Below are 20,258 nucleotides of genomic sequence, written 5' to 3'. Positions count from 1 at the left end.
CATTGCCGCAGAACGAACGCGCCGCGGCCCAGCAGGGGCCGCGGCGCCCGGACAGCGTGGCGGGCCGGCCCGCCGGCTACGTCAGGCGCCCCCGTTGGGGGCTCCGTGGCAGCGCTTGTACTTGCGACCGGAGCCGCACGGGCACGGGGCGTTGCGGGACGGGCCGTTGCCGCCCTCCGCCTGCCCTGGTGCCGGCCGACGCGCGGTTCCCGCCGCGGCGGCCGGGCCGCGCAACCCGCTCGCCGGCCGCTGGGGAGCCGTCGGAGCGGTCCGCCCGGGGGCCGCCGGAGCCGCCGGAGCGGGTCGGCCGACGGCCGGCGCGGCCTCGTCCGGACGCTCCAGCGCCACCGCACCGCCCCCCGCCTCACCGTCGATGGTCGGTGCGGAGTACTGCAGGCCCTGCGGCTGCGGTACTCGGCCCAGACCCTTGGCCCGGATCTCGACCGGCTTGTCCAGCAGCTCGACCTCGTCGGCAGCCGGCTCAGGCTCCTCGACCTGCACCTCCAGGTTGTAGAGGAACCCGACCGTCTCCTCCTTGATGCCGTCCATCATGGTGGCGAACATGTCGAAGCCCTCGCGCTGGTACTCCACCACCGGGTCACGCTGGGCGTACGCCCGGAGGCTGATGCCCTCCTGGAGATAGTCCATCTCGTAGAGGTGCTCGCGCCACTTGCGGTCGATCACCTGGAGCAGCACCATCCGCTCGAGCTGGCGGGTGCCCTCCTCGCCGAGGTGCTCCTCGCGCCGGCCGTATGCGGCGTGCGCGTCCTCCTTGAGACGGCCCAGCAGGAAGTCGACGTCGATGCCGGCACGGGAACCGGCCTCCTCCTCCACCTCCTCGATGGTGACCCCCACCGGGTAGAGCTGCTTGAGGTTGGACCAGAGCTGCTCCAGGTCCCAGTCCTCGGCGTACCCCTCGGCGGTGGCACCCCGCACGTACGCCTCGACCACATCGTCGATCATGTTGCGGACCTGGTCGGACAGGTCCTCACCGTTGAGCACCCGCAGCCGCTCGGCGTAGATCACCTGGCGCTGTCTGTTCATGACCTCGTCGTACTTGAGGACGTTCTTACGGATCTCGGCGTTCTGGCCCTCGATCTGGGCCTGGGCGCTCTTGATCTGGCGGGTGACCATCTTCGACTCGATGGGCACGTCCTCCGGGATGTTGAAGCGCTCCATCACGGCCTCGACCGCGCCAGAGCGGAACCGTTTCATCAGCTCGTCCTGGAGGGACAGGTAGAAGCGGGACTCACCCGGGTCACCCTGCCGGCCCGACCGGCCGCGCAGCTGGTTGTCGATCCGCCGGGACTCGTGCCGCTCCGTGCCCAGCACGTAGAGCCCGCCGGCCGCGGCGACCTCCTCCGCCTCGGCGTCGCAGGCCCGCTTCCACTCTGGCAGGACCTCCTCCATCGCCTTGTCGTACTCGTCTTCGTGCTCGGCCGGGTCGAGGCCACGCTGGCGCAGTTCGTTCGCGGCGAGGAACTCCGGGTTGCCGCCGAGGAGAATGTCGGTGCCACGGCCGGCCATGTTGGTGGCGACGGTGACCGCGCCCTTCCGCCCGGCCTGGGCGACGATCTCCGCCTCGCGGGCGTGGAACTTCGCGTTCAGCACCGAGTGCGGTATGCCCCGGCGGCGCAGCAGCTGGGAGAGGATCTCGGAATTCTCCACCGAGACCGTGCCGACGAGGACCGGCTGGCCGGCGGTGTGCCGCTCGGCGATGTCCTCCACGACCGCGTTGAACTTGGCCTTCTCGGTCTTGTAGATGACGTCGGGGCGGTCCTCGCGGACCATCGGGCGATGAGTCGGGATGGTCACCACCCCGACCTTGTAGACCTTGTTGAACTCGCCCGCCTCGGTCTGGGCGGTGCCGGTCATGCCGGAGAGTTTCTCGTAGAGGCGGAAGTAGTTCTGGAGGGTGATGGTGGCGAGGGTTTGGTTCTCCTGCTTGATCTCCACCCCCTCCTTGGCCTCGATCGCTTGGTGCATGCCCTCGTTGTAGCGGCGGCCGTGCAGGATACGGCCGGTGAACTCGTCGACGATCAGGACCTCGTCGTCGCTGACGATGTAGTCCTTGTCGCGCTTGTAGAGTTCCTTGGCCTTGATCGCGTTGTTGAGGTACCCGACCAGCGGGGTGTTGACCGACTCGTAGAGGTTGTCGATGCCAAGCCGGTCCTCGACCTTGGCCACACCGCGCTCGGTCACCGCAATGGTGCGCTTGGCGTAGTCGACCTCGTAGTCGCCCTCGCCGTCCTTGCCGGGCTGGAGGCGGGCGACCACCGCGGCGAACTCGCCGTACCACCGGGCGGAATGTTCGGCAGGGCCGGAGATGATCAGCGGTGTCCGGGCCTCGTCGATGAGAATGGAGTCGACCTCGTCGACCACCGCGTAGTTGTGCCCGCGCTGGACCAGGTCGTCCTTCGACCAGGCCATGTTGTCACGCAGGTAGTCGAAGCCGAACTCGTTGTTGGTGCCGTAGGTGATGTCACACTCGTACGCGGCCCGGTGCTCGACGGCGGGCCGGTTGGGCAGCACGACGCCGACGGTGAGCCCGAGGAACTCGTGTACCCGGCCCATCCAGGCGGCGTCGCGCTGGGCCAGGTAGTCGTTGACCGTGACCACGTGCACGCCCTCGCCGGAGAGTGCGTTGAGGTAGACCGGCATGACCGAGGTGAGCGTCTTGCCCTCACCGGTCTTCATCTCGGCGATATTGCCGAAGTGCAGCGCCGCGCCGCCCATCACCTGGACGTCGTACGGGCGCTGGCCGAGCACCCGGGCGGCCGCCTCCCGGCACACCGCGAACGCCTCGGGCAGCAGGTCGTCGAGGGTCTCGCCGTCGGCCAGCCGCTCTTTGAACTGACCGGTCATCCCCCGCAGTTCGTCGTCGGTGAGGTTGACATAGTCGTCCTCGATCGAGTTGACAGCGGCCGCGATGGCCTTCAGCCGACGCACCATGCGGCCCTCACCAGCGCGGAGGACCCTTTCCAGAATCGACACGGATCAACGCTCCCCTAGACGGTCTCGAACCATCGTAGGCGTTCTGTCGGGGCGGTGGTCACTGGTGGCGCCGGTCCGAACGTACGAAAGCCACATAACGTGTCGAGCAGGTGCGGGTGACCCGTATTTCGGTTACGCCATCGGCGAACGATCCGGCACGATGGCATCGATGGAGCCCGTCGAGATCACCGAGGCCGGTCTGTTGCTGCGCCCCTGGCGGGCCACCGACGCCGACGCGGTACACCAGTCCTGCCAGGACCCGGACATCCAGCGCTGGACCACCGTACCCAGCCCATACCACGCAGAACACGCGCGCGGTTTCGTCACCGAGCACTCCGCTCGGCTGTGGCGGCACGGCACCGGCGCCCCCTTCGCGGTCTGCGACGCAGGGTCCGGCGATCTGCTCGGCTCCTGTGGGCTGGTGTCGATCGACGCGGCGCACGGCTCCGGCGAGATCGGCTACTGGACCGCGCCCTGGGCACGTGGCCACGGCGTCACCGTCCGGGCCGCGCGGGCGGTGGCCCGCTGGGCGTTCGACCAGCTGAGACTGCGCCGACTGGTCTGGCGGGCGACGGTCGGCAACCATGCCTCCCGGCTGGTGGCGCTGCGGACCGGATTCCGGGTCGACGGGCGGCTGCGGCGGCCCGGTGCCGCCGACGACTGGATCGGCTCCCTGCTACCCGGCGAGGTCCCGGCAGTGGACGACCCGGGGCCGGCCGGCCCGGGCACGCTGGCGGCCCGCCGAGCCGCCGTCTTCGGCCGGCCGCAGCCCACCCTCTTCGCCGCCGTCGAAGACGGTGAGCTGCGGTTGCGCCCGCTGGAGGAACGAGACGTCGACGGCATCGTGGCTACCTGCCGGGACGCTGACACGTTGCGCTGGACCAATGTCCCGGATCCGTACGACCGGCGCGCCGCGGAGGCGTACCTGGGCTACTCGCGCGACGCCTGGGCGGCCGGCACCATCGGCTGCTTCGCGATCGCCGACGTGGACGACCGGTTCGCCGGAGCGGTCGACCTGAGGCTCGCGGTCACCGATCCACTCCTGGCCAGCGTCGGCTTCATGACCTCGCCGCACGCCCGCGGCCGGGGCTACATGCCGGCCGCGCTCGCCGCGCTGACCGCGTGGGGCTTCACCACCCTGGGCCTGGCCCGCATCGAGTGGCGGGCCAACGTCGGCAACACCGCCTCCCGACGGGCGGCCGAGAAGGCCGGTTTCACCATCGAGGGAACGGCCCGGGGCGCGCTGAACCACCGCGGCGCCCGGGCGGACGCCTGGGTCGGCGCGCTGCTCGCGGAGGACCTGGTCTGACCCGGAGACCATCGAGGCGTACGGGGCCGGCTACGCCGTTTCCCCGCGGACACCACCGGCACCGCACCGCCGGGCGCGGATTCGCTGACGCGGTGGTCCAGCTCGGCATGCCCGCCGCACACGGAGGCGGCCGAACCGAGACACGTCCGGCCGGGCACCTACGGGTGAGCCGGGTCGGTCGGCCGACCCGGCTCCGCGCCCGCCGGTTCAGATGGCCAGCGAGATGATCCCGTAGTCGTAGCCGTGGCGTCGGTAGACGACGCTGGGCCGGCCGGACTCCTTGTCCTGGAACAGGTAGAAGTCGTGCCCGACCAGTTCCATCTGGAACAGGGCGTCATCGACGGTCATCGGCTCGGCGGGGTGTACCTTCTCCCGGGCGATGTGCCAGGGCTGGTCGTCGTGCTCCTCCTCGACGCGTTCCGCGACGGCGGTGGCCGTACCGGCGGAGGAACCGTTCGCGGACGCGGCGAGCGGGTCCGCCACGAGGTCGGTCACCGGCAGACCGGCGGTGGCGGCCGCGACGGAGATGGGCGCATGCCGCCCGCGGTGGACCCGGCGGCGGTCGGCCGCCCGGCGCAGCCGGGTGTCGAGCTTGGCGATGGCCGCGTCGAGCGCACTGTAGAAGTCGTTCGTGCAGGCCTCGGCTCGGATCACCGGGCCCCGGGAGACGCAGGTGATCTCCACCCGCTGGCAACGGTCCGACTGGCGCGGATTGCGCTCGTGAAACAGCTCGACATCGACACGGATAAGTTTATGGTCGTAGCGCTCGATCTTCGCGAGTTTCTCCGCTACGTGCACCCGGTAATGGTCCGGCACTTCGACATTCCGGCCCTTGACCACGATGTCCACGTGACCTCCCTTGTTCGGACGGTCGTTCGATGCGGTAACCCGGTCGCGCATCCTCGGGACGGTCCCACTCGGCGTCGACCGGTAGGTGCGGCTACGCCTCCTTTCACCGCCGGGGGTGGATGGGAGACCTCCGTCCTACCCCCGCCAGCAAAACGCTAACTCCTGTTCGCCCGACAGTCACCCCTGGTTGCCGAGTGCGCCCAGGTTTTTTCACAGCTCGTACACCAACGAGTGAAAGGGAAACACGAACGGTTACGACGGATGGCGCTTTCCGGTCGCGGCGAGCACCACCGCGACCGTCGGTGAACATCCGGTAGCCCGCAGCGTCCGGCTCACCGCCGCGAGAGTCGAGCCGGTCGTCACGATGTCGTCGAGTACGACCACCGCCGCCCCCGCCGCAACCGGCGGCCGCCGACGACGTGGGCGGAACGCCGCCTCCGCCGCCAAGGCCCGGCCCGCGCTGTCCAACGTCACCGAATCCGGCCGGGGCAGGGCCCGGAGCATCCGGCGCACCTCCACCGGCCAGCCGGCCGCGCGCAGCCGTGCCGCACAATGCCGGCCCAGCCGGCTCAGATGGTCCCCGTACCGTGCGCGGGCCGCCGCCGCGGTATCCGGCACCGGCACCAACAGGACCGGGCGAACCGCCCCGACCGCCACGGCGACCGCCTCGGCGAGGAGCGCACCAAGCGGCCGGGCCAGACCATGCCGCCCGTGGTCCTTGTACGCAAGCAGCACCTCCCGCAGCGTCCCCGCGTACGGCCCGAGCGCGACGCACGGCGGCAGTCCGGCCGGGGCGGGGCTGGGGCGTACCGAGCGGGGAAGCAGCCCGTCGAGCACGGCGACGCAGGGAGGGCACACACCGTGCCGCAGCCCGGGCCGACGTTCCCGGCAGCCGGCGCACTCCACCGGCAGCACCAGGTCGCCCAGGTCCGTCCAGAGCCGGCCGACGTCCCGCACGACGATCAGTACAGGAAGAAGGGAGCGGTCGGATTGCCGGCCCGCACGCCGGGCGGCGGCGGAGTGACGTCCTGGACCTGCTCCCGTTGGATCCGCTCGAACGGGACTCCCCGGAACGCCACACCGTTGGCCTCGTACATCACGGCGCCCAGGTGCATCGACTCGCTCGTCGGGCTGGCCGGGTACGCGGACAGGTGCGTCACCGCGGCACCGGTGGTCTCCAGCAGCGGAGTCTCCTCAACGCCGTCCACGCCGACCTGGTAGATCGCAGGCTGGTCCGCGGAACCGGCCACGACCAGGCGGTTCTCGCCGTACCAGTCCACGGCCGTGAGCTTGGTGAGCGAGGTGGGCAGCGGGCGGGCCGAGCCGGTGGTGAGGGCACCGCCGTCGTGGTTGACCGCCACCACGTGCAAAGCACCACCCGCGACGACCGCGAGCCGGTGCCCGTCCAAGGAGGTGGCCACCGCGGTCACCGGCCCGGACACACCCAGCGGCACCTGGCTCAGCTGTGCCTGGGCGTCGAAGTGGTAAAGCTCGCCGTCGGCGACGACCAGCCCGGTCGGCGCCTGCGGGTCGGCCGAGCGCAGCCAGACCGGGCGTCCCATCGAACCGAAGCCCGCGCCGCTGCTGCGAGCGGAAACCGTCACGGGGCCGACACCGACGCCGACGGAGAGGTGCTGTCGGCCGTTCTGGCCGGTCACCACCAGCGCAGCGAGGATGTTCTGCCTGGAACGGCTGAGCCCGGCCGAGACCACCTCGGTGTCCGCCCCCGCCACCACCGGCACCGCCACCGGGCTGTTCGCCTCACCGGGGTCGCCCAGGGCGTGGACCGCCCCCTCGTAGACGCAGAACCGCTGGGGGGCGTCGTCGATCGGGTAGAGCCGGACCGACTGCCGGCGCTGCTCCAGGTCGTCGATGACCAGCCGGGACTGGTTGCGGATCTTCAGCTCGAGCTGGCCGTCGAAATCCGGCAACGACCACGCGAGCTGGCTGCCCAGTTGCCCCAGCCGGCTGCCGTCGTCCCCGGGCATGTCCAGGTTGACCTCCCAGCGATCGCCCGTCCGGGTCGCGTTGTTGATCAGCTGGGTGCGGTCCGGCAGCGGACTGACGCCGCGACGCAGCCAGTCGGAGGGGCCACCGGTGAGCCACCGCACCACTTCGCTGACCCGGCGGTCCGCCGGCACCGCGCGCGGCAGGTAGCGCTGGTCGGGCACCAGACGACGACGGTCGGTGCTCCAGAAGTAAATCGTCCGCGGTGTGTAGTAAAGGTCCAACGCCTCGACGCTGAGCAGGAGGATGGCCGGCGGGTCGACCACGTACCAGTCGGTCTCGTCGCCGGCCTCGTGGAAGGTCGGTCGCAGGCCGAAACTGTACGACGTCACGCTCGACTCCGGGGGCTTCAGGACGCCGTCGGCCCCCAACTGCCCCACCTGCTGCACGGTGAGCGTGACCTCGGACTCGTCCTGGCCGGTGACGACCTCCGGGTCTTTGATCAGCCGCACCACGGTGAGCTCGACCTCGCTGCCCCGCTTCGCCTGGAGTTGGGAGCGGTCGGCGGTGGCGATGAACTGGCGGACCCGGTCGTACGCCCCATCCGGCTCGCCGGCCGCCGCCGACAGGAAGTTGACGACGAACTCCTCCGGGTTGTCGCTCGCCGTCCGCAGCGGCGGCTCGACCTGCCTGCCGATGCTGGCGCCGGCCTCGGCCGCCGGCCCGGACCGCTCGACACGGACCTCGGTGTGGTCCGGTATGCCGCAGCCCGCCGGCCCGAGCAGCAGTGCACCGAGCAGCCCGGCGGTGGCAACTCGCCGGCTCACGGCCGCGCCTCCGCCCGGTCCCCCGCCGATGCCGGGCCGACTGCCAGCGCACCCGCGGTACCCGGTCCGATCGCGAGCAGACCGCCGTCGCGTGGCCCGCCGAACGGCAGCGTGGCGTCGGCGGGCACCAGCCGCAGCGGCGAGGTGGTCAGCCGGTCACCGGCGCGGGCGGGCAGGGTGAGACGGAACTGGGCCCCCTGGCCCGGCGCGCCCCATGCCTCCAGCCAACCGCCGTGCAGCCGGGCATCTTCCAGGCTGATCGACAGGCCCAACCCGGTGCCGCCGGTCTGCCGGGCTCGGGACGGGTCGGCCCGCCAGAACCGGTTGAAGACCAGCTTCTCCTCGCCCGGTTTCAGCCCCACCCCGTGGTCTCGCACGGTGACCGCCACCGCGGTGTCATCCACCCCGAGCATTATTCGTACTGGTTTGCCCTCGCCGTGCTCCACCGCGTTGCCGACCAGATTGCGCAGCACCCGCTCGACGCGTCGCGGGTCGACTTCGGCGATCACCGGCGCGCCCGGCAGGTCCAACTCCATCTCCACCCCGACCCGCTCGGCGAGGCCAGCCAGCCGCTCGGCAACCCGGTGCACCACCGGCACCAGGTCGGTCGGCTCGGCGTCGAGCGCGGCGAAACCGGCGTCGAAGCGGCTGATCTCCAGCAGGTCGGTCAGCAGTTCCTCGAACCGGTCCAGCTCGGCCTGGAGCAGCTCGGCGCTTCGGGCGACCGTCGGGTCGAACTCGTCCCGCTCGGCGAAGATCAGGTCGGCGGCCATCCGGACCGTCGTCAGAGGCGTCCGCAGTTCGTGCGAGACGTCCGAGGTGAAGCGGCGTTGCAGACGGGACATCTCCTCCAGGCGGAGAATCTGCCGTTGCAGGTTGGTCGCCATCTGGTTGAAGGAGGCGGCGAGCAGCGCGAGGTCGTCCTCCCCGTTGACCACCATCCGCTGATCCAGCAGGCCGGCGGAGAGGCGCTGAGCCGTCCGGGCGGCCACCCGGACCGGCGTCACCACCAGCCGGGTGACCAGGGCGGCGAGCAGGCCGAGCAGCAGCACGAGGGCGACACCGGTGGCGACCACGGTGGCCCGGGCGTCGGCGGCGGTGGCGTCCTGCCGGGTGAGCGGGACGAGGTAGTACAGCTCCACCTGACCGAACTGGGTCGGCACCGGTGAGCCGTAGACCAGGTACTTGGTGCGCTCCTCGCCGAGCCGGCCGGTGCGGATCTGGCTCGCGACGTCGCCCCCGGCGACGGTGGTGCGCAGTTCGGGGCTGACCACCGAGCCGAGGTTGTCGACCGCCGGAGAGGTCCGCTGCTGGATGATGCCGCTGAAGTTGTCGGCGGTGAGGGCGATCACCACGCCGGTGGTTTGCTGCGGGTCACCCCCGGCCAGGTAGTTCACCGTTCCGTCGACGGTCTCCTGGAACTGCGCCTCCTGCGGCTGCTTGTACAGGCCGAGCTGCTTGCGCGCGTACGCCGCGCCGCCCTTCAGCCGGGCATCCACGTCGGCCTCGGCGTTTTCCAGCAGGATATTGGTGATCTTGTCAGCGATCAGGTAGGCGAACCCCCCGACCAGCAGGCTGGACGCCAGCAGTGTGATGGTCACCACACGGACCTGCAACGAGCGACGCCAGGTCTGGTGCAGCCCCGCCAGCAGCCAGGCGCCGCGACCACTCAACACACGCCACAGATCCCAGACGGCGCCACGCCGCTGGGAAGCTGTCGTCGTGAGATCGGAAACCGGGGAGATGGTCACAGTGTGACCAGGCTATCCGGTGCCCGCCTTGTAGCCCACGCCCCGCACGGTGAGGATGATTTCCGGTCGCTCCGGATCCGGCTCGATCTTTGCCCGCAGCCGCTGCACGTGCACGTTGACCAACCGTGTGTCGGCAGCGTGCCGGTAGCCCCAGACCTGCTCGAGCAGCACCTCCCGGGTGAAGACCTGGCGTGGCTTGCGGGCGAGTGCGACCAGCAGGTCGAACTCGAGCGGCGTGAGTTTCACCTCCTCGCCGTTGCGGCTGACGGTGTGCGCCGGGACGTCGATGGTGATCTCATTGTCGGGCGGCCCGATGGTGAGTAGCTCGGGTGCCACGTCCTCGCCCCGGCGCAGCCGGGCCCGCATCCGGGCGACCAGTTCCTTCGGCTTGAACGGCTTGACCACGTAGTCGTCGGCCCCGGACTCCAGACCCAGGACGACGTCGACCGTGTCACTCTTGGCGGTCAGCATGACGATCGGCACGCCGGACTCGGCCCGGATGGACCGTGCCACGTCGATGCCGCTCATGCCGGGCAGCATGAGGTCGAGCAGGACGATGTCCGGCCGGTTCTCACGGAACGCGGCCAGGGCGCGCTCCCCGTCGGCCACGAACGAGGGCAGGAAGCCCTCGCTACGCAGGACGATGCCAAGCATCTCGGCGAGCGCGGGGTCGTCGTCGACCACCAGCACCCGGGCTCTCATGGGATTAATCTTCCATCCCCATTTCCATCAGTGGGATCCACGTCCTCCGGCACCGTACTGCCGTCGGCCGCCGTCGCCCAGCAACCCACTTCCTCGGCGTCGCCGCCCGGGCCGTCGAGCCGGATCGGATCCCGCGTGTCACCATGATCCCTGCATGCGCCGATCGGCGCCAGCACCGGCTGGGAAAGGGGCGCAGGATGAAGGTCTTCGGTCCATGGCTGGCCGTGTTGGCGGTGGTGCTACTACTCTCCGCGCTGCGGTTGCGAACGCTCGCCGCGACCGTCTCGCTGGCCTGGCTCGCCTGGTGCGTCTGGACCTGGGTGCGCCCCTCCCGGCGCCACCCTGGAGCACACTGAGCACCTGATCGCCCGCTGCCGGACCAGCCCGGCCGACCAACCCGGCCGACCAACCGGGTGTAGCGCGGCCGGGCCGGCGCTGGCGAGCAGCGGCGGACCCGGCCGGGCCGATCTCGGTCAGTAGCGGTAGTGATCGGGCTTGAACGGGCCCTCCTGCGGCACACCCAGGTAGTCCGCCTGCTCCTTGGTCAGCGTGGTCAACCTCGCGCCGAGCGCACCCAGGTGCAGCCGGGCGACCTTCTCGTCCAGATGCTTGGGCAACACGTGCACCCCGACCGGATACTGGTCAGTCTTGGTGAACAACTCGATCTGCGCGATCGTCTGGTTCGCGAAACTATTGGACATCACGAAACTCGGATGCCCGGTCGCGTTACCCAGATTCAACAACCGACCCTCGGACAACACGATGATCGCGTGTCCATCATCGAACCGCCACAAATCAACCTGCGGTTTGATGTTCTCCCGGACCACATCCGACCGCCGCGCCAACCCAGCCATATCGATCTCATTATCGAAATGCCCGATATTGCCGACGATCGCCTGATGCTTCATCCGCGCCATGTGCTCATTGGTGATCACATCGAAACAACCGGTCGCTGTCACGAAGATGTCCGCATCCCCGACCACATCGTCCAATGTGGCAACCTGGTAACCATCCATCGCCGCCTGCAACGCACAGATCGGATCAACCTCGGTCACCACCACCCGAGCGCCCTGCCCGCGCAACGACTCCGCGCACCCCTTGCCGACGTCCCCATAACCGAGGACGACAGCCATCTTCCCTCCGATCAACGTATCCGTCGCCCGGTTGATCCCATCGATCAACGAATGCCGACAACCATACCGGTTATCGAACTTGCTCTTCGTCACCGAATCATTCACATTGATCGCCGGAAACAGCAACGTGCCCGCACGATGCATCTCATACAGCCGATGCACCCCGGTGGTGGTCTCCTCCGTCACACCCCGCACACCATCCGCGATCCGGGACCACCGCTGCCCGTCCCGCTGCACCGAGTCACGCAACAGACCGAGAACAACCGCATACTCTTCCGAGTCCGCCGACTCCACCGGCGGAACAGCCCCCGCCCGCTCGAACTCGACACCCTTGTGCACCAACAGGGTCGCATCCCCACCGTCATCGAGGATCATGTTCGGACCCTGCCCGTCCGGCCACGCCAGCGCCTGCTCAGTGCACCACCAGTACTCCTCGAGCGTCTCACCCTTCCACGCGTACACCGGCACACCCGCCGGCGCCTCCAGCGTGCCCTCCGGGCCCACCACAACCGCCGCCGCCGCATGGTCCTGGGTAGAGAAGATGTTGCACGACGCCCACCGCACCTGAGCACCAAGCGCCACCAAGGTCTCAATCAACACAGCCGTCTGCACCGTCATATGCAACGACCCCGAAATCCGCGCACCCGCCAACGGCTGCGCCTGCGCGAACTCACGACGAATCGCCATCAAACCCGGCATTTCATGCTCGGCAAGCCGGATCTCCTTACGCCCAAACTCAGCAAGCGACAGATCCGCCACCTTGTAGTCGCCCTCGGCGAGGGTGCTCGGCCGGGGCGTTCCACTGGCGGACGCCGGAAGGGTGCTGGTCATGAAAGCTCCTGTCGGACGGTGTACAGCGCGACCACCCAACCTTACGCGCGCGCCGACGGGCACACACGTGCCGACCACCGGTTCACCGCCCGGTTAGCGACAGCGCACGGGGCGGTCGGTCATGGACGTTCTCCGCCCACGGTCCGGCCACCCCGTGCATCCCCCCGGTTTGGATCCCCGCGCGTTCTCGGACCGTCGTCGCGATAACGCTGCGCACCAACAGCGTCACACCTGGCTCATGTTGCGTCAAGCCATTTCGGGAAAGTCGGACTTACTCGGACCGGCCACCATGCGCCCGACACCACCCCGCCCGACCACAGCGAACCCATGGCCTACCCCAGGCCGCCTCGGACGGGAAGACCCGGGTCCACTGTCCTCACAGCAGTCCGCAGCTCGCGACGTACGCCTCGCCCGTACCCGAGAGGTGTAGGTCACCGGCCGCGGCCGGGCCCACCGCGGCCTGTCCCGGCCCGAGCACCACCTTGCCGGTGCCGTCATCCACAGCGAGGCCACCGGCGCCGCAGAGCACCACCCGGGGCCCTTCCAGTGGCAACGTCACCTCGGGACGCTCCGCGCCGACCCGGACCAGATGCAGCGCGAAGTCGTCCACCGGCACCGGCCAGCACACGACTCCCGGAGCGATCGTCCTGGCGCGCACCACCGGGTCGTGCAGCACCTCGAAGCGCAGCACCCGGAGCAGCTCGTCGACGTCCACCCGCTTCGGGGTCAGGCCGCCGCGCAGCACGTTGTCGCTCGCCGCCATGATCTCCACGCCCATGCCACGCAAGTAGGCATGCAGGTTGCCAGCCGGCATCCAGATCGCCTCTCCCGGCGCGATCCGCACCCGGTTGAGCAGCATCGCCACCAGCACACCGGGATCTCCCGGATAGCCGGCTGCCAGCTCCCGCGCCAGCTCGGCGTCCAGGCCGCCCACATTTGCCGACGCCACAGCTGCCACCAGCGCGTGCCGCTCCGCGGCGGGCCAGGTCAGTAGCAGGCGTACCGCGTCCGACAGGCCGGCCGGCCCGGCACGCAACGCGGCCAACACCGGCTCCAGCGACGGTACGCCGAACGCGGCGAGCACCTCCGCCGACACCACCGGATCCCGGAACCCGCAGAGCGCCTCCATCGGCGACAGCGCCACCAGCAGCTCCGGCTTGTGGTGCGGGTCGACGTAGTTGCGCTGCGCCTCGGGACGCGCCGCGTCGGCGGCGTGCCCGGCGCGGGCCTGGTCCGAATCTGGGTGGACCTGAAGGCTCAACGGGGCGTCGGCGGCCAGGACCTTGAGCAGAAACGGCAACCGGGTGCCGAATCGGTCGACCACCTGCTCGCCGAGCCAGTGCCCCGGCTCGGCGAGCAGCAGGTCGACCAGACTGACGTGGTCACCGTCGCGATCCACCGTGGCCGGCGCGCCAGGGTGGGCGCCCAACCACAGCTCCGCCTCCGGAACGTCGCTCGGGACCGGACGCCCCTGCAGGGAGGCAATCGCCGAGCGGGACCCCCAGGCGTAGTTACGGATCGGCCCGTGCAACAGCTCCACCGGTCAGCCTCCGGATCGCCCGGCGACTTCCCCGGGCCCAGTGACGAGGGGCTCCGGGGCGCTGCCGGCACCGGCCCGGTCAGCGGCGGAGCGGTAGATGTCCGGCTCCAGATAGATGACCCGGGCGGTGGACACCGCAGCGCGGATCCGAGCCTCCACGTTGTTGATGCCGCGAGCCAGGTCCGCGGCGCTGTCACAGGGCGGCACACCGATCTTCGCCGCCACCATCAACTCCTCCGGGCCGAGATAGAGCGTCTTCATGTGGATGATCCGCTCGACCTCGGGGCCATCGGTGATCGCCTTCTCGATCGCGGTCACGTCGTGCGCCTCGGCGCCCTCACCGAGCAGCAAGCTCTTGGTTTCGACGGCGAGGACGATCGCGATGGTCACCAGCAGCACGCCGATCATCGCCGTGCCCACCGCGTCCCAGCGGCCGTTGCCGGTGATCAGCGTCATACCGACACCGAACAGGGCGAAGACCAGACCGACCAGCGCGCCGAGGTCCTCCAGCAGCACCACGGGCAACTCCGGCGCCTTGGCGCGGCGAACAAAGCGGACCCAGGACTGGTTACCCCGGACGAGATTCGACTCCTTGATCGCGGTGCGGAAGGAGAACGACTCCATGATGATGGCGATCACCAGGACGGCGACCGGCACCCACTGCCAGTTCTCGATCGGGTGCGGGTCGGAGAACTTGTGCCACGCCTCGTAGAGGGCGAAGAGGCCACCCACGGTGAACAGCACGATGGACACGATGAACGCGTAGACGTATCGCTCCCGCCCATACCCGAAGGGGTGCTGGGGGGTGGCCGCACGCCTGGCCCGCTTGCCACCGAGCAGCAGCAGCCCCTGGTTGCCGGAGTCCGCAGCCGAGTGGATCGACTCGGCCAGCATCGACGACGAGCCGGTCAGCAGGAACGCGATGAACTTGGTGACGGCGATGCCGACATTGGCCAGCAGCGCGGCGACGATCGCCTTCGTTCCACCGTTGGCGCTCACGCCGCCGCCCCGCTGCGGCCGCCGGCCATGCGTCCGATCACTGGTTTGCCAGCTCCTTCATCTCGGTGATGGCCGGGACGGCCATCGGGTCCAGACCGTGCGCCAGGGCGAGGTAGATCGATGCGAAGTCCGGGACTGCGACCAGTGAGGCGAGCCGTTCCAACGCGGAGCCGCCCTCGGCGGTGACCACGTCGCAACGCACCCCCCGCCGCTCGGCGAGAGTCTGCACCGCATCGGCCCGCCGCTCCTCGACCGCGAGGGGCTCGTCCGCGTCGTCCTCGGCATTGAGGCCACCGTCACGCAGCAGTACCAGCCGCAGTCGGGTGCCGACCGGTGACTCGTCGTCCGGGTCCGCGAAAATGTCCCGCTCTCCCTCGACCAGACCGCCGAAGACGCCGTCGAGCAGCCCAACCCGGCCCCGGCCGGCCTCGCCCAGCGCCCCGGACACCACCGGGTAGCGGGCGTTCGCCGACAAGGTGTCACCGAACCGGCGGGCCGCGACGGTAGCCAGCGGGGACGAACCCCAGACGATCGGGATCGAACCGGCCAGGCCCAACGCGAGGGCCTTGGCCGGGTTGACGAAGGACTCCGCGGACGAGCGGCACCGGTCCGCGTCGGCGTCCAGCCGCGCCGCGGTCTCCGCCAGGTCCGCCTCGTTGACCTTCACCAAGCCGAGCGCACGGGCGGCGAGCAGTACCGGCACGGTGAGCGCCCAGAGGCTGGCCCGGGCCGGGGCGCGCCGGGGCACCGGGATGAACGGTGCCCGGGCGCGTTCGGCCACCGACTGCAGCCGCGAGTCCGGGGCACCGACCGCGACGAGGCGGGCACCACGCCGATGGGCGGCCTCGGCCGCGCCGAGCGCCTCAGGGCTACGGCCCGAGGCGCTGACCGCGACGACCACGTCAGCGGCACCCACCCACCCGGGCACGCCGGCGCTGCGGTGTGGGATAACCGGCACCGGGCAGCGCGGGCCGGCAACCGTCGCCAGTACGTCGCCGGTACGCCCGGCCGTACCGATGCCGGCGATCACGACCGCGCGGGGCCGGCCCTCGTCAGCGAGCACGGACAGGTTGGCCTCGGCGGCGAGCGACGCCGACTCGCGGACCTGCGCGCCCGCTGAGGCGACGTGTCGCAGCATCCCGCCCGGGTCCCGCTCGGCGAGCACGTCCGGATCGTCGAGCAGGTCCTCGTCGGCTTCGCGCCGGCCGCTGACTCCCGCCATGCCGTCGATCACGACCGCTCCACGGGGCCGCCCCGCGCCTCGTCCAGCAGCAGCACCGGCACATCGCCCCGGACCTCGAAGATCCGGCCGCACTCCGTGCAGGTCAGCGTCTGCGCCTGGACGTCGTAGTCGAGCGGGGCGTGGTGCGTGTCCGGGCAGGCAAGGATCTCCAGCAACTGCGGGTCCAAGGCCACGGCGCGGCTCCTTCCACGTATGCGGCTTACCGGCCGACGGCGCCGACCGGCGCAGGCGATCCTAGCGGCGAACCCGGTCGAGCACCTCGTCGCGCAGCGAGGTCATCCGCTCCCGGGTCGGCGCCTCGACATTGAGCCGCAACAACGGCTCGGTGTTGGACGCGCGCAGGTTGAACCAGGCGCCGTCGGGGAAGCGCAGGGTGAGACCGTCCAACTCGTCGGAAACCGCCTCGGGGAACGCGGCCCGCACCTCGGCCACCTTGGCGGCCTGATCGGCGACCGTGGAGTTGACCTCGCCGGAGGCGACGTACCGCTCGTACTCGCCGGCCAGTACCGACAGCGGCAAGGACTGCTCGCCCAACGCGGCCAGGGTGTGCATCGCGGCGAGCATGCCGGTGTCGGCGAACCAGAAGTCCCGAAAGTAGTAGTGGGCGGAGTGCTCGCCGCCGAAGACGGCGTTGGTGCGGGCCATCTCCGCCTTGATGAACGAGTGCCCGACGCGGCAGACGACCGGTTGCCCGCCGTTCTCCCGGATGATCTCCGGCACCGCACTGGAGGTGATCAAATTGTGGATCACCGTCGAGCCCGGGTGCTTGGCCAACTCCCGGGCGGCGACCATCGCCGTGATCGCCGACGGCGAGACCGGCTCGCCGCGCTCGTCCACCACGAAACAGCGGTCGGCGTCACCGTCGAAGGCGAGGCCGATCTCCGCGCCGTGTTCGACCACCGCACGCTGAAGGTCGACCAGATTCTTCGGGTCCAGCGGGTTCGCCTCGTGGTTCGGGAAGGTGCCGTCGAGTTCGAAGTAGAGCGGCACGATCTCCAACGGTAGGGCGGGCAGCGCCGCGTCGCCGAGCACCGTCGGGACGGTGTGCCCGCCCATGCCGTTGCCGGCGTCCACGACTACCTTCAACGGCCGGATCTGGGAGAGGTCGACCAGCTTGCGCAGGTACGCCCCGTAGTCCGCGAGCAGGTCACGCCGCTGCTCCGGCGCGGTGGGAGCCCCGGCCGGACGCCCCTGCCCCGAATCCAGCAGCGCCTGCGCCCTGTCCCGGATGTCGGCCAAGCCGCTGTCCTGCCCGATCGGACGGGCCCCGGAGCGACACATCTTGATGCCGTTGTACTGCGCCGGGTTGTGGCTGGCGGTGAGCATCACCCCGGGCAGGTCGAGCGAACCGGAGGCGTAGTAGAGCATGTCGGTGGAGGCCAGCCCCAGCTCGATGACCGTACGGCCCTCGGCGCGGACCCCGGCGCCGAAGGCAGCGGCGAGGCCTGGGCCGGTGGCCCGCATGTCGTGCGCGATCAGCACCGCGTCACCCGGCTCACCCGACGCGTTGAGAACCTGGGTGAAGGCAGCTCCCAGCGCCTCCGCCACGCGCTCGTCCCACTGGTCCGGCACCGTCCCACGAACATCGTAGGCCTTCACGATCTGGGACAGATCAGACACCGGTTCCACTCCTCGCGCTGCAGTCGTCAACGGCCTGAGCGTATCGGAGGGCCGCCGTGCACTTCGCCCCAGACGTGGAGCTGACACATGAACTCCTGTTCTGCGGCCCAGGTCAAGGAGGTGAAACCGAGAGCCTCCCCGCCGACGGCCACCGGTGCCGGCACCGGCAAGCCGGGCCGGCGGACGTCACGTCGCCGACGGCCCGCGGCATCGTCGGGACGCCGGCCGGTCGTTTTCGAGCACCGGGTGAACCCGTGGCGACCGACGCCGGCCACCACAGTTCAGTCCCGCATCCGGGGCAGATACCTCGTGCGGTCGTCCTCGCCGGCAGGTGCCCGCGGCGGGCCGGACGGACCGGGCACCGGGGTGCCGTAGCGGCCGGGACCGGGTGGGGCGGCCGGCGACGGGACGCCGGGCCGGTCAACCGCAGCGAGCGCACCGGGCAACGCCTGGGTGGCGTCGGCCGGGACGCCGTACAGGCCGGCGGCGGGGCGCTGAGCAGGCGGGGACCCGTAGTGGCCCGGTGCGGCCAGCGGACGGCCGACGGGCTGGCCGTACCCCGGACCAGGCTGGCCGGGCGCGCTGCCCACGCCCTGACCGGCGAGGTTGGGGTCGGTCGAGCCGTTCCTCCCGTCCTTGTCCTCCCGGAAGCGACGGACCAGTAGAACGATCAGGACGATCCCGACCGCGACCATGGCCAGACCGAAGAACATGATCGGCGAAACACCGGATTCCCGCGTCGTGACCGGGTCGATCGCCCCGCCCGCCGGATCGGCGAGGGCCTCGACCGGCGTCTCGTCCCCAGCGACAGCGTCGGTCACCGTCGCGGTCGGCGTCAGCGACGGCGACGGCGTGGGCGACTGGGACGGCGTCGGTGACGCGGAGGCCAGCCCGCCGACCATGCGCGAGGTGTCCGAGCCCAGGCCCAGCACCCGTCCGACCGCGTTGGTCGCCTCGCCGACGACGGCCAGCCGGCCGTCCGGCGTGTTGGCGGCGAACGCCACCCGGTAGCGAACAGTCTTGCTCTTGCCCTCGCAGAGCCGCGGGTCCGTCGGCGAGGTGGCCTCCGTGTTCACACCGCCCCCGCCCCCGGACACCGGCACCGAGAGCCAGCGGCCACCCGAGTTGACCTGCACCCGGACCTGGTCCGCCTGGAGCCCGTCGAGCCGCAGGGCGAGCGCGGTACGCAGCAGGACGCAGCCTTCCGTGCGTTTGCGTACCTCCACCCGAACGCCCTCGGCCGACGCGCCGGCCGTGAACCGCCCGGCCGCGTTCACCCGGACCGTGTCCTCCTCGGCGAACGCCGGCGACACGTCGAGCGCGACCAGGCCACCCACCAGCGCGCAAACGGCCGCGAACCGCGCCGCCGGACGTCGCCGTACCGCCATGATCACCTCGCCGTTTCTCCCCAGGGAGGGGTCCGCCGGACAGGCTACTACCAGCTCCGGGCGGATCCGGTCATCGAGCACACCGGATGCGCCCCGCGTTACACTCCCGCGGCGCCCACCAGCGCGTCGCGGCACAGCCGGTCGGCGGTACGGGTGGTTTCCGGAAGCCGGAAGTGTGGCGTGAGGGCGACCACCCGGGCGACCGCGTTCTCCAGGCTGATCCGGTGCCCGACGCTGACGAAGACGGGCTTCACCCCGTCCCGGGTCCGCAGCACCGCACCCACGACCTCCGTACCGTCGACCAGCGGCGTCCAGGCACCACGTCGCTCGCCCGGCGGCGCCCAGCGCCCCACCAGCGGGGTCTTTCCCACCCCGACCGCCGGCAGCCCGGTCACCAACCCCAGGTGACAGGCCAACCCGAAACGGCGCGGATGCGCCAGCCCGTGCCCGTCGCAGACCAGCAGGTCCGGAGGGGCCCTCAGCCGTGCCAGCGCGTCGAGCAACGCGGGCAGTTCCCGGAACGCGAAGAGACCGGGGACGTACCCGAAGGCCGGCCGGCCGATGCTGACCGCCTGGTCGACGACGGCCAGGGTGGCCGCGTCCAGCACCGTGACGGCCGCGGCGAGCCGGTCACCGCTCTTCGCGTACGCGACGTCCAGGCCGGCCACCCGCGCCGGCGCGGTCGGCCCGGGGCCGACCGGATCGACCAGGGGCCGCAGCCGGTCCTGGATCGCCAGGGCGGCTGCCACATCGACCGGGTGCTCGTAGTGGAGCCGCTCCTGGGACTGGCCCGGCGCGGGCCGCCCTCCTGCCATCGGTCGCCGCCTGTCGTCGTGTCCGGTGCGCCGTCAGGACAATCGGACGGAGCCGTCTGGCCGGCCCCTCGTGGCGGCACCGGATACGAGCACGAACGCGACGCCGCTCCCGGTACCGACGCCGACACCAACCACCCGGCCCATCTTGCTCACGCCGGCCACCAGGCCAGGCAGGATCCCGACGGGCCACGCCCACGCAGGAAGATTCGCATTCCGCGACTCGGTGCTCGCCATCACCCGACCCCAGCCACACGCTTGAGTCGAGGTCGGGCGCCGATCAGCGGCTCTCACGATCCCCTGACCACCGCAA

The 20,258-nt window shown here is 70.7% G+C and carries 16 protein-coding genes; 2 read left to right on the top strand and 14 right to left on the bottom strand.

What is annotated here, in order from left to right; genetic code table 11:
* Positions 1-81: 81 nt before the first annotated feature.
* Complete coding sequence (gene secA / locus QTQ03_RS24605) at positions 82-2,994, bottom strand: preprotein translocase subunit SecA (RefSeq protein ID WP_289280114.1); 2,913 nt, start codon at positions 2,992-2,994, stop codon at positions 82-84.
* A 169-nt stretch (positions 2,995-3,163) separates the two neighbouring features.
* Here secA and QTQ03_RS24600 point away from each other — a divergent pair, with 169 nt between their 5' ends.
* Positions 3,164-4,303: a GNAT family N-acetyltransferase gene (locus tag QTQ03_RS24600; RefSeq protein ID WP_289280113.1), complete on the top strand. Its 1,140-nt coding sequence runs from the start codon at positions 3,164-3,166 to the stop codon at positions 4,301-4,303.
* A gap of 207 nt (positions 4,304-4,510) precedes the next feature.
* On the opposite strand, the gene hpf is transcribed toward QTQ03_RS24600, so the two are convergent.
* The 5 genes from hpf to mtrA all read right to left on the bottom strand — a co-directional run bounded on the left by hpf (position 4,511) and on the right by mtrA (position 10,379).
* The gene (gene hpf, locus QTQ03_RS24595; protein ID WP_289280112.1) at positions 4,511-5,152 is read right to left on the bottom strand and encodes a ribosome hibernation-promoting factor, HPF/YfiA family; all 642 of its coding nucleotides are present in this window, start codon (positions 5,150-5,152) and stop codon (positions 4,511-4,513) included.
* 252 nt (positions 5,153-5,404) lie between these two features.
* Positions 5,405-6,067: a ComF family protein gene (locus tag QTQ03_RS24590; RefSeq protein WP_289280971.1), complete on the bottom strand. Its 663-nt coding sequence runs from the start codon at positions 6,065-6,067 to the stop codon at positions 5,405-5,407.
* 47 nt (positions 6,068-6,114) lie between these two features.
* Positions 6,115-7,926 carry an LpqB family beta-propeller domain-containing protein gene (locus QTQ03_RS24585; RefSeq protein ID WP_289280111.1) on the bottom strand — a complete coding sequence of 604 codons (1,812 nt, stop codon included), beginning with the start codon at positions 7,924-7,926 and terminating at the stop codon, positions 6,115-6,117.
* Entirely contained in the window at positions 7,923-9,599 is a 1,677-nt protein-coding gene (gene mtrB, locus QTQ03_RS24580) for an MtrAB system histidine kinase MtrB (RefSeq protein ID WP_353890646.1), read from the bottom strand. The genes QTQ03_RS24585 and mtrB overlap by 4 nt, the downstream gene beginning before the upstream one ends.
* 90 nt (positions 9,600-9,689) lie before the next feature.
* Entirely contained in the window at positions 9,690-10,379 is a 690-nt protein-coding gene (gene mtrA / locus QTQ03_RS24575; protein WP_289280109.1) for an MtrAB system response regulator MtrA, read from the bottom strand.
* A gap of 197 nt (positions 10,380-10,576) precedes the next feature.
* On the opposite strand from mtrA, the gene QTQ03_RS24570 reads away from it, so the two are divergent.
* Entirely contained in the window at positions 10,577-10,735 is a 159-nt protein-coding gene (locus QTQ03_RS24570) for a hypothetical protein (RefSeq protein WP_289280108.1), read from the top strand.
* Positions 10,736-10,852: 117 nt separating this feature from the next.
* Here QTQ03_RS24570 and ahcY read toward each other — a convergent pair whose 3' ends face one another.
* The 8 genes from ahcY to QTQ03_RS24530 all read right to left on the bottom strand — a co-directional run bounded on the left by ahcY (position 10,853) and on the right by QTQ03_RS24530 (position 19,801).
* Positions 10,853-12,343, bottom strand: a complete 1,491-nt coding sequence (gene ahcY, locus QTQ03_RS24565; protein WP_289280107.1) for an adenosylhomocysteinase — start codon at positions 12,341-12,343, stop codon at positions 10,853-10,855.
* 376 nt (positions 12,344-12,719) lie between these two features.
* Complete coding sequence (gene manA, locus QTQ03_RS24560; RefSeq protein WP_289280106.1) at positions 12,720-13,883, bottom strand: mannose-6-phosphate isomerase, class I; 1,164 nt, start codon at positions 13,881-13,883, stop codon at positions 12,720-12,722.
* 3 nt (positions 13,884-13,886) lie between these two features.
* Complete coding sequence (locus tag QTQ03_RS24555; RefSeq protein WP_289280105.1) at positions 13,887-14,882, bottom strand: cation diffusion facilitator family transporter; 996 nt, start codon at positions 14,880-14,882, stop codon at positions 13,887-13,889.
* Between the two features lie 37 nt (positions 14,883-14,919).
* Entirely contained in the window at positions 14,920-16,116 is a 1,197-nt protein-coding gene (locus QTQ03_RS24550; protein WP_289280104.1) for an SIS domain-containing protein, read from the bottom strand.
* Positions 16,113-16,298 (bottom strand): Trm112 family protein, encoded by a 186-nt coding sequence (locus tag QTQ03_RS24545; RefSeq protein WP_289280103.1) that lies wholly within the window; start codon positions 16,296-16,298, stop codon positions 16,113-16,115. Before QTQ03_RS24545 ends, QTQ03_RS24550 begins: the two co-directional genes overlap by 4 nt.
* A gap of 61 nt (positions 16,299-16,359) precedes the next feature.
* On the bottom strand, positions 16,360-17,745 hold the full coding sequence (locus tag QTQ03_RS24540) for a phosphomannomutase/phosphoglucomutase (RefSeq protein ID WP_289280102.1): 1,386 nt from the start codon (positions 17,743-17,745) through the stop codon (positions 16,360-16,362).
* Positions 17,746-18,026: 281 nt separating this feature from the next.
* A complete protein-coding gene (locus QTQ03_RS24535; RefSeq protein ID WP_289280101.1) occupies positions 18,027-19,133 on the bottom strand; it encodes a hypothetical protein in 1,107 nt (368 codons plus the stop codon).
* A 98-nt stretch (positions 19,134-19,231) separates the two neighbouring features.
* Positions 19,232-19,801: an endonuclease V gene (locus QTQ03_RS24530; RefSeq protein ID WP_289280970.1), complete on the bottom strand. Its 570-nt coding sequence runs from the start codon at positions 19,799-19,801 to the stop codon at positions 19,232-19,234.
* Between the last annotated feature and the right edge of the window lie 457 nt (positions 19,802-20,258).

This window comes from Micromonospora sp. WMMA1363, assembly GCF_030345795.1.
Lineage (GTDB): Bacteria > Actinomycetota > Actinomycetes > Mycobacteriales > Micromonosporaceae > Micromonospora.
This window is presented reverse-complemented; position numbering and strand designations above follow the sequence as displayed.

Coding starts and splice junctions, on each gene's coding strand:
- QTQ03_RS24600 (WP_289280113.1), top strand. CDS start 3,164: ATGGAGCCCGTCGAGATCACCGAGGCCGGTCTGTTGCTGCGCCCCTGG.
- mtrA (WP_289280109.1), bottom strand. CDS start 10,379: ATGAGAGCCCGGGTGCTGGTGGTCGACGACGACCCCGCGCTCGCCGAG.
- QTQ03_RS24570 (WP_289280108.1), top strand. CDS start 10,577: ATGAAGGTCTTCGGTCCATGGCTGGCCGTGTTGGCGGTGGTGCTACTA.
- ahcY (WP_289280107.1), bottom strand. CDS start 12,343: ATGACCAGCACCCTTCCGGCGTCCGCCAGTGGAACGCCCCGGCCGAGC.
- QTQ03_RS24535 (WP_289280101.1), bottom strand. CDS start 19,133: ATGGCGGTACGGCGACGTCCGGCGGCGCGGTTCGCGGCCGTTTGCGCG.